This is a genomic window from Robinsoniella sp., from assembly GCF_034124845.1.
Window position 1 is genome coordinate 1 of record NZ_JAWYAJ010000552.1, and the last position, 9,196, is coordinate 9,196.

Genomic DNA, 9,196 nt, shown 5'->3' on the forward strand with positions numbered 1-9,196 from the left:
ATTAAAGTGATCGGAAATCTGGGCAAATTCATCATTTCCTTCCATTTCTATTCGTACATCCAGATTTCCTTTATAAACCTTATTCATACCATGCAGAATTTTTTTCACGGATTTGTCCGTCATTTCCGAAAATGAAATGGCAATGAGCATACACAGTATCCCTACTAAAAGCCCGATTAAAATAATCAAAACGGAGATATACCAGACATTGGATAACGTATAATTCAAGTCCTGGACATTAATAATGTAAAATTCACCGTCACGGATACTTTTATGATTCACCTCCAGCTTCTTTTTAGATTTATATTTCATTTTCTGAATATATTCTTTTGCAGCCTGACCAATATTTTCCTCATCTTTTCCATCCTCAAAAATATTTGTCCCCACATAGGATTTATCCGGATAAGATATGATATCACCATCTCGATTCACCACAAAAGTTACATTTGACTCTGAATGGTTTCCCTGTGCATACACCTCACCGAAAGCTGTTTCATCTACGCAGATCATGATGCTTCCTATGGGACCTTCGCCATAGCTGTTAAAATCCGTTAGCTGATGCGCTATATACAGATAGTATTTTTCGCCGTATTCCGAATCCATCTTATGATAGGTTTTGGAATAAATCGTGTGCTTTTTCTCCATGGATTCCTGGAACAGAGGGCTGTAGCGCATTTTATCGTCATCAAAACAGAAGTTTTCATTCCCCGATGACGTAACACTGTCATAAAAGACCGTATCCCCATATACGCCGACAATTGCTATCCCCAGAATATCGGGATTGACATAAGAGATGTTCTGCAGACGGTTCACCAGTTCGTGCTTTGCCGCATAAAATTCCCCGGAGTCCCAGGTATTGATTGGCTTGAGATACGTTACATAGTCACTGTCGGTGTATATATTCATAATTAACTTATCATAAGTTTCCAGAAAGCTTTCCACACTGTTTGCCGATTGTTCCAGATTTGCCAGTATCAGTTCCCCAGTCTGCGCCTTAATAGTTGACGTACTGATTTTGAAAGAAATGAACTGTATACATAAAATTGGTATAATGGAAACCACCAAAAGAACAATCAGAATTTTCTTGGCAATCCCCTGTGATCCAAACCATTTTACTGCTCTGTGTAAGATTTTCACTGATACTCCCCGTTTCCTGTTATAAATGTTCCATTAGTCTTATGAGGAATATTCTACCATAGACTTGTACTATTTGTACATATAAATGGTGAAACATTGAAATACTATAAGATACCATCATTCCTTTTCAGAGCATGCCGTGCACTTTGCAGCACGGTATGGGACAATAAAGAAATGGTTTCCGGGAATCTGCCTCTCGCCGAAGGCGATTTTAAATGGGCAGATTGGAATGCAACATATCAGTAAAACAGACGAGGTGCATAAATAAATGGGATTCCTATATTTCCTTGCTGCTGTTGGCGGCTCTATACTTATTTCCAATCTTGTAAAACGAAACAGATGCAGCACCGGAATATTAGTCCGGTGGAATATTTTGATTACTTCTGTCTATATCATCTGGAGAGTGACCGTAATACCCACCGCCAGTATTTTGGAACTGTTCCTGGGTATCCTGCTTCTTGGAGGAGAGCTTCTGGGAATCGCCCAGTTTCTGTTATCCCAGCTATTGCTAAGCAGGAAATACAGACTGAAGAAAAAGACCCTGGCAGACTTTAGGGGCCATATCCCTACCGTGGATATCTTTATCTGTACCTATAATGAAGGGGAGGATCTGGTAGAAACCACCGTTCTGGCTGCCCTTAATCTGGATTATCCCAAGGATAAATTAAATATTTATATCTGCGATGACGGTCAGCGCAGGTATATGAAAAGGCTGGCGGCACGCTGCGGGGTGAATTACATGACCAGAGGCTCTAACGAAGGTGCAAAGGCCGGGAACCTGAACAATGCCCTCCGCCATTCCACCGGAGAGCTGTTTGCCGTACTGGATGCCGATATGATCTGTTCCAAAAACTTTCTAAAGCATACCGTTGGCTACTTTTCTGATGAGGACACTGCCTTTGTACAGACTCCCCAGGTCTACTACAACAAGGACATGTATCAGCGCAACCTGGGCAGGGAAATCCCAAATGAACAGGATTTTTTCATGCGCGAAATCCAGGAATCCAGAGCAGCCGTGGGTGCAGTCCTCCACGTAGGAACAAACGCAGTCTTTCGCAGGAAAAGCGTCATGGAAATCGGAATGTACCCAACCAATACCATTACGGAAGATATGGCAGTGGGCATGCTTTTACAGGCTGCAGGCTATCAGTCTGTCTTCATTAATGAAGTGCTGGTTCTGGGACTTACGGCATCCACTTATACCGACCTGGTCATCCAGCGTGACCGGTGGTGCAGGGGCAACATCCAGACTTCCAGAGAATACCATCCTTTACGTATGAAAGGACTGAACAGGTGGCAGAAGCTGGCTTATCTGGGCGGGGATATTTACTGGTATACCGGATTCTCTAAAATGATCTTTACCTTTTGCCCGATTTGGTTCCTCCTTACAACCAAGCTGGCAATGCAGGCGGACCTTGTGGGTATCCTGACCTTTTTCGTGCCGTTTTTTATCGGTCAAATGACCTCCTTTTATGCTATGATTTCCAATACCAGAAGTCTGAAGTGGGCTCATTATTATGAAATAGCAATGGCACCCCATATGTGTCTCTCCGTTTTACGGGAATTCTTCAGCGCAAGCCTGAATTTTGCCGTCACCCCCAAAGAAATGCGGGATGACCGTTCCCATTTTCAGGCACAGGTAATCCTGCCCCATATGGTAATCGCTGCAATCACGCTGTTCTCCTGGATTACAGGAGCTATTTTCCTCCACCTGGGATATATCGCCCTGATCCCCTTTCTGGTCAATCTGGTGTGGAGTATCTATAATTTTATGGGCGTTGTGATCTGTATCCGGGTTGCCTACCATATCGGAAACATACCGCGAAGCAATTATGCAACGGTAAAAAGCGGACATAAGATCACGGTGGAAACAGAGACAGAGAGCTATCCGGGCGAAGTTATGAGCTTTTTGGAATCCGGAATGTACATCCATGTGCAGGCTCCTCTGTATTTTACTAAAGTAAGGATACGGATGCAGTACCAGGAACTGGATTTAACGCTGGATGGTACGCTGAAAATGTCCGGCAATCAGGGGCTTTTTAAATATGACTGGCTGAATCTGAACCAGAAGCGGGCAATCGTCGGCATATATGTAGAACATCTGCAGCCCAGTTTTAATGTGGAAAAAAAGATGCATTATCTGGAATCATAACAAAAAGCACCCCGAAAGGTGCTTTTTGTTATGCAATGGTATTTTCTGATGCTTTACAGCTTTTTGACAATTTCTTCAGTTCATGGACTGCAAATACTGCAACAATCAGAGCGGAAATAGTATCCGCCATAGGGCCTGCTATTAAAATGCCGTCTAACCCGAAAAACATTGGCATAATCAGAATAAAGGGTATCAGTAAAATCAATTGACGCAGCATGGACAGGATGGATGCCTTCATGGGCTGTCCTGTGGACTGGAAGTAACTGGTGGAGACTACCTGAAAACCTGCGGTGAATATGCCAAGCATATAGATTCTGGTGCATTTCACTGCAAAATTAGTAAAGTTGGCATCCGAAGTTCCAAACAACATTAAAATCTCATTGGGAAACAATTGACATGCCAGCCAGCCAACCACTGATACTGCCGTTGCCGCCCCGATGGCGCATAGGTACGTTTTACGTATTCGCTTTGGTTTATTCGCCCCTTTGTTAAATCCCAGAATCGGCTGGGAGCCAATACCGATGCCGATACAGATGGACACCAGAATCATAGCTACCTTGGAAACAATTCCCATGGCACTAAGCGCCGCATCTCCTCCCACACTGGTTTGATCTCCGTAATAAATCAGGGAATTGTTAAGTACAACCTGAAGGATCGTGGCAGCAATCTGGGTGATTCCGCTGGAGATTCCCAAAACGAGCATATTCCGGCAGATATAGCCGCTTAACTTAAAGTTGCAAACCCGAAGACGCATATTGCTTCGTCTTACAAAATAGATAAACAGCACCACGGCTGATAATATCTGGGATGTAATCGTTGCAATTGCTGCGCCGGTAACTCCCCAGTGGAATACAAATATATAAATAGGGTCCAGTATGGTATTTAATATCGCACCAATGACGATACTGTACATGGACAGGGATGGATTCCCGTCCGTTCTCGCCATATTGGAAAGACCAATGCCAAGCATGTTAAAGGGTGCTCCTAACAGTATAATCGACGTGTATTCCCTCGCATAGCCCATGGTATTTTCAGTAGCACCAAATACTTTCAGCAGCGGGTCCAGAAATATCATTCCCAGAACCGCAACCAGGATGCCAATCCCTGCCAGCAGGATAAAGACATTGCCAAGAGCCTGCTCTGCTTTCTCTTCCTTTTTTTCTCCCAGCTTAATTGCCGCAAATGCACTTCCACCTGCCCCCAAAAGGGTAGCCGCTGCCAAAATGATCGTAACAACCGGAAATGCAATCGTAGTTGCAGCATTTCCCAGATAGCCCACACCCTGTCCGATAAAGATTTGGTCCACGATGTTATAAAGGGCATTTACCAGCATGGAAATAACCGCCGGCAATGCAAATTTTCCTAATAATTTCCCGATGGGCATATAACCCAGAGGATTTTCTTTCTTTTGTAAAGTCTGTTCCATTTTTATACCTTTTCCTATTACAGTCCCTCCTGTAATATTGCCTCTCCTCTTTTCATACGCCAGAACCTTTCCGCTGTCCTGTGAGATTAAATCAGATCCTTTTCGTGATCTTCTTTTTCAAATTCCCGCATTGCCAGAATTGTCCTTTCAAATAGCACATCCAGATCCCAGCCCAGCCGCTCTGCTCCCGTCCGGATAATATCCCTGGAACAGCCCGCAGCAAATTTTTTGTCTTTAAACTTCTTTTTCAAGCTGGATACTTCCATATCCATAACACTTTTTGAGGGGCGCATTCGTGCTGCTGCGCCGATCAGCCCGGTGAGTTCATCCGCTGCAAATAACACCTTTTCCATCTCATGTACCGGTTCCACATCCACCGTAATCCCATAACCATGGCTGCATACTGCATGAATCAGTTCATCCTCAGCCCCAATTTCCTTTAATAAATTCGGTGCCTGTATACAATGTTCTTCCGGATATTTTTCAAAATCAACGTCATGCAGCAATCCCGCCATGCCCCAGAAATCTGCCTCGTCTCCATACCCCAGTTCCCGGGCATACCACCTCATCACGCTTTCTACCGTAAGAGCATGTATCATATGAAATGGTTCCTGGTTATATTTTTTTAATAATGCCAGCGCTTCTTCCCTGGTAACTTTCGTGTTCATTTGTTTTCCTCCTTATAATATAAAAGAATATTTAGTAGTAATTATAAGCGTATTTTTTCAAAAGTCAATAAAATGTCCGGATTGTCCACCCCATTGTACCATCATTATGCACCGGAGTTGAATGCATATTCCCTCTATGAAAATCTGAAAAAGTATATTGAAGACCATTTCAACTGCAAAATATCCCTAAATGACCTGTCGGAACGCTTTGGCTATACTTTCTCTTATATTAACCGTATCTACAAAAAAAACAGCGGCATCTCGCCGCTGTAATATATGACCAACCTTCGTATGGAGCATGAGAAGCAGCTCCTGAAAAAAGACATCGCTGCAGATATCAAATCCATCGCAGCCTGCCGGCTATGAAGATGCCAGGTATTTCCAGTGTATTCAAAAATGAAACCGGCAAGACGCCATCTTCCTTAGCGGGCAGACAATTATAAGAGGTCCGTTCCGTACACTTCCATCTGAGTCAGCGCCGGAAAAGGCGATGGCTCTTTTGATTTAATTAACTGACTGATTTCAATCCAGTTAATCTGCTTCTTCTCAAAGTCTTTTATATGAGGCAACGCGCTTTTTTTCATATCCAGATCTACTGTACTGCCATCGGAAAAGGTAAGCACTGCCTTTTTCCACCAGTTATCGTGGGGAAAGTCTGCTCTGGTGTAAAGCACTACCTGGTCTACTTCTACGGTACGTCCAAAATCGATTCTCATAACTGCATCATCCTGCCTGTTGATTCCCCAGGATTCATAAGGCCATTCCCCATGACTGCTGTTGACCGTCACCCCATCGATTGCATTTCTGGCTGCAAAAACAGCCTCGCCCCTGGTCTCCACATTGGCGGATGCATGCGGAAAGCAATTGGCTGCACCATGCTGATCATTGATATTGTAAGCCAGATTCCGATATGCTTTTATTTCATAGTCCCTTGCTGTTCTGGCTGTAATCAGATGCTTGCTGCCATAGAATGCTTTTGGTGAATAGCTGATTCTCTTTTCTCCGAATGGAATGGAATAAGACACATTTCCGGTTACATATACAAGGGACCTGCCAAGGGCATCATCCATCTGCAGCCACAGATACACCGGCTCTCCATCCGTTTCCAGAATAATCCGGTCGCCTTCCCGGTACTCTCTTGCGCACACCAGGTTCACTTCCTCATCTCCCCGGCTGACTTCTATGGTTTTATTATCCCTGTCCAATACTTTTATACTTAGCATATTGCTGCTCCTTTTTAAGCCAGAATTTCCTTTACACATTCCGCTATTTTTTCACACTTGCAGTTTGGGAAGAAATATTCCTGAAATTTATCTCCACTTAAAGCGCCTTTCACCAGCTCCTGATCCAGATTCTTCAGAATCGTTACCATATCCGTATGAGTCACTTTTTTCACTTCATCCAGGATCTTCTTATTGCGCTGTTCGGGAACGGCACGTTCTCTTGGATATCCCTGTCCGCTCTCCCCTTCCAATAATTTTTCAAAAATATACTGAAGATTTAATTCCGCTCCCCATCCAAAGCCTTTTGCAAATGGCAGGGCAATGGCATTTCCATCATTGATCTGTGCAAACATATAAGCATCCGATGGATCCACGATATGGCCGCAGAGCACGCCCGGGAATGAATTGCATGCCAGCATTGCGCCTTCCCCTGTGCCGCAGCCCGTAACGACATAATCCGCTGCACCTGAATTTAACAATACCGCTGCAAGGATTCCATTTTGCACATAGGTGAGCGTATGGGCATCCTTGTCGCTGTACATACCGTAATTATAAACTTCATGCCCCATAGGCTCTGCGACTTTTTTTAAAGAACTGCAGATCATTTCATTTTTAGCTGCCTGGCTGTTTTCATTAATTAATGCTATTTTCATCTGAATTTTCTCCTTTTTCTATACTATTTCGGCTGTTTCCCTATGTATGCTAAAATACCGCCGTCAACATACAGCACATGCCCATTTACGAAATTTGACGCATCCGACGCCAAAAAGACTGCCGGACCCATTAAGTCTTCCGGGGTTCCCCAGCGTGCCTGGGGCGTCTTGGATATAATAAACTGGTCAAACGGATGCCTGCTGCCGTCTTCGGAGACTTCACGAAGAGGTGCTGTCTGGGGTGTGGCAATATAGCCCGGTCCAATACCGTTACACTGGATATTGAATTCACCGTATTCGGACGCAATATTTTTGGTCAGCATTTTCAGCCCGCCTTTTGCTGCCGCATAAGCAGAAACGGTTTCCCGTCCCAGTTCACTCATCATGGAACAGATGTTAATGATTTTTCCATGTCCTTTTTTAATCATTGCCGGGATCACAGCTTTTGCCATAATAAATGGTGCGTTTAAGTCGATATCGATTACCTGTCTGAACTCTTCCACACTCATTTCACACATGGGAATCCGCTTAATAATGCCGGCATTATTTACCAGAATGTCCACCGTTCCCAGCTCTTTTCCAATATCGGCTACCATCTGCTGTACCTGCTTTTCGTCGGTCACATCGCAGATATAACCGTGAGCATCTATTCCTTTTTCTTTATAATCTGCAAGCGCTTTCTCCAAATGTTCCTGCCCTCTGCAGTTAAATGCTATTTTTGCCCCTGCCTGTGCAAAGGCTTCAGCCATGGCAAAACCAATTCCATAAGCTGCCCCTGTAACCAGAGCTACTTTACCTTCTAATGAAAATGTATTTAAAATATCCATTTTGCTTCTCCTCTATTCTATCTATAAGTTCCATAAATTCCTTGATTTCAAAACATTTCTAATGATTTCTTTATGCTGCTTTTTCATGCTGATAACACAGTTATCCTGTATTCTTTCTGCTCCGATTCCGTATATACTTTATCGGATTTCTCTGTTGGCTACGGCATCCATATCGTCAAAGTCCTGATTCTCCCCAACCATGCCCCAGATAAAGGTGTACGCTCTGGAACCGCAGCCGGAATGTATGGACCAGCTAGGTGAAATAACAGCCTCTTCACTGCGCATGACAATATGTCTTGTCTCTGTGGGTTCTCCCATATAATGCATAACAAATGCATCTTCCGGCATGTCAAAATACAGGTAGACTTCCATACGTCTGTCATGAGTATGGCAAGGCATCGTATTCCATACACTGCCCGGTTCCAGTTTTGTCATTCCCATTACCAGCTGGCAGCTTTCCACCTGTCCCGGAAGTATATACTTGCAAATGGTACGGTGGTTCGCCTCTTCTAAAGATCCCAGCTCCACTTTATTTTCATTTTTTACAATTACAACACCTTCCTGCGCTTCCCCTTCCGGCTTAATATGTACCGTCGGATATGTCGTATGTGCCGGTGCGCTGTTAAAATAAAACTTAGCAGGCATCTCAGCATTATCGCTTTCAAAAGTGATATCCCTGGCACCCATGCCAATATACATGCCCTCTTTTGCCAGTATATGAAAGACTTTACCGTCTACTGTAATTTTACCCGGCGCTCCGATGTTAATAACCCCCATTTCACGGCGCTGTAAAAAATAATCCGCTCTCAGTTCTTCTCCTGCAGTGAGCATGATCGGTTCTGTGGGTACTGCCGCGCCTGTGATAATACGGTCGATATGGCTGTATACCATTTTCATTTTACCAGGAACAAATAGCTCCTGAATCAAAAATTCCTCTCTTAAGCGGTCTGTTGTATAATGTTTTACATCCCTTGGGGATGCTGCTGTTCTAAGTTCCATGTCAATGATCCTTTCTTTTACCTTTACTCATACCACCCATAGTAAATACACAGCTCATATAGCACCCGCTATCTGCGCCAGCTGCACGACTGTGAATCTAGCGGTAGCCCG

At 43.9% G+C, this 9,196-nt stretch carries 8 protein-coding genes; 1 reads left to right on the forward strand and 7 read right to left on the reverse strand.

Annotation, left to right across the window (positions count from 1 at the left end; all coding sequences use genetic code 11):
• Positions 1–1,137: HAMP domain-containing protein (locus tag ACH2DQ_RS27440; RefSeq protein WP_395028708.1), on the reverse strand; the 1,137-nt coding region annotated here is incomplete at its 3' end.
• 268 nt (positions 1,138–1,405) lie between these two features.
• On the opposite strand from ACH2DQ_RS27440, the gene ACH2DQ_RS27445 reads away from it, so the two are divergent.
• Positions 1,406–3,289, forward strand: coding sequence for a glycosyltransferase (locus ACH2DQ_RS27445; protein WP_394912879.1), 1,884 nt, complete (start codon positions 1,406–1,408; stop codon positions 3,287–3,289).
• 28 nt (positions 3,290–3,317) lie between these two features.
• Here ACH2DQ_RS27445 and ACH2DQ_RS27450 read toward each other — a convergent pair whose 3' ends face one another.
• The 6 genes from ACH2DQ_RS27450 to kduI form a co-directional block, all read right to left on the reverse strand.
• Positions 3,318–4,715, reverse strand: a complete 1,398-nt coding sequence (locus ACH2DQ_RS27450) for an MATE family efflux transporter (RefSeq protein ID WP_394912880.1) — start codon at positions 4,713–4,715, stop codon at positions 3,318–3,320.
• A gap of 86 nt (positions 4,716–4,801) precedes the next feature.
• Positions 4,802–5,383, reverse strand: a complete 582-nt coding sequence (locus ACH2DQ_RS27455; protein WP_394912881.1) for an HD domain-containing protein — start codon at positions 5,381–5,383, stop codon at positions 4,802–4,804.
• Between the two features lie 437 nt (positions 5,384–5,820).
• Positions 5,821–6,606: a carbohydrate-binding protein gene (locus tag ACH2DQ_RS27460; RefSeq protein ID WP_394912882.1), complete on the reverse strand. Its 786-nt coding sequence runs from the start codon at positions 6,604–6,606 to the stop codon at positions 5,821–5,823.
• 14 nt (positions 6,607–6,620) lie between these two features.
• Positions 6,621–7,259, reverse strand: coding sequence for an RpiB/LacA/LacB family sugar-phosphate isomerase (locus ACH2DQ_RS27465; RefSeq protein WP_394912883.1), 639 nt, complete (start codon positions 7,257–7,259; stop codon positions 6,621–6,623).
• 23 nt (positions 7,260–7,282) lie between these two features.
• A complete protein-coding gene (locus ACH2DQ_RS27470; protein WP_394912884.1) occupies positions 7,283–8,086 on the reverse strand; it encodes a gluconate 5-dehydrogenase in 804 nt (267 codons plus the stop codon).
• Between the two features lie 138 nt (positions 8,087–8,224).
• On the reverse strand, positions 8,225–9,085 hold the full coding sequence (gene kduI, locus ACH2DQ_RS27475; protein WP_394912885.1) for a 5-dehydro-4-deoxy-D-glucuronate isomerase: 861 nt from the start codon (positions 9,083–9,085) through the stop codon (positions 8,225–8,227).
• Between the last annotated feature and the right edge of the window lie 111 nt (positions 9,086–9,196).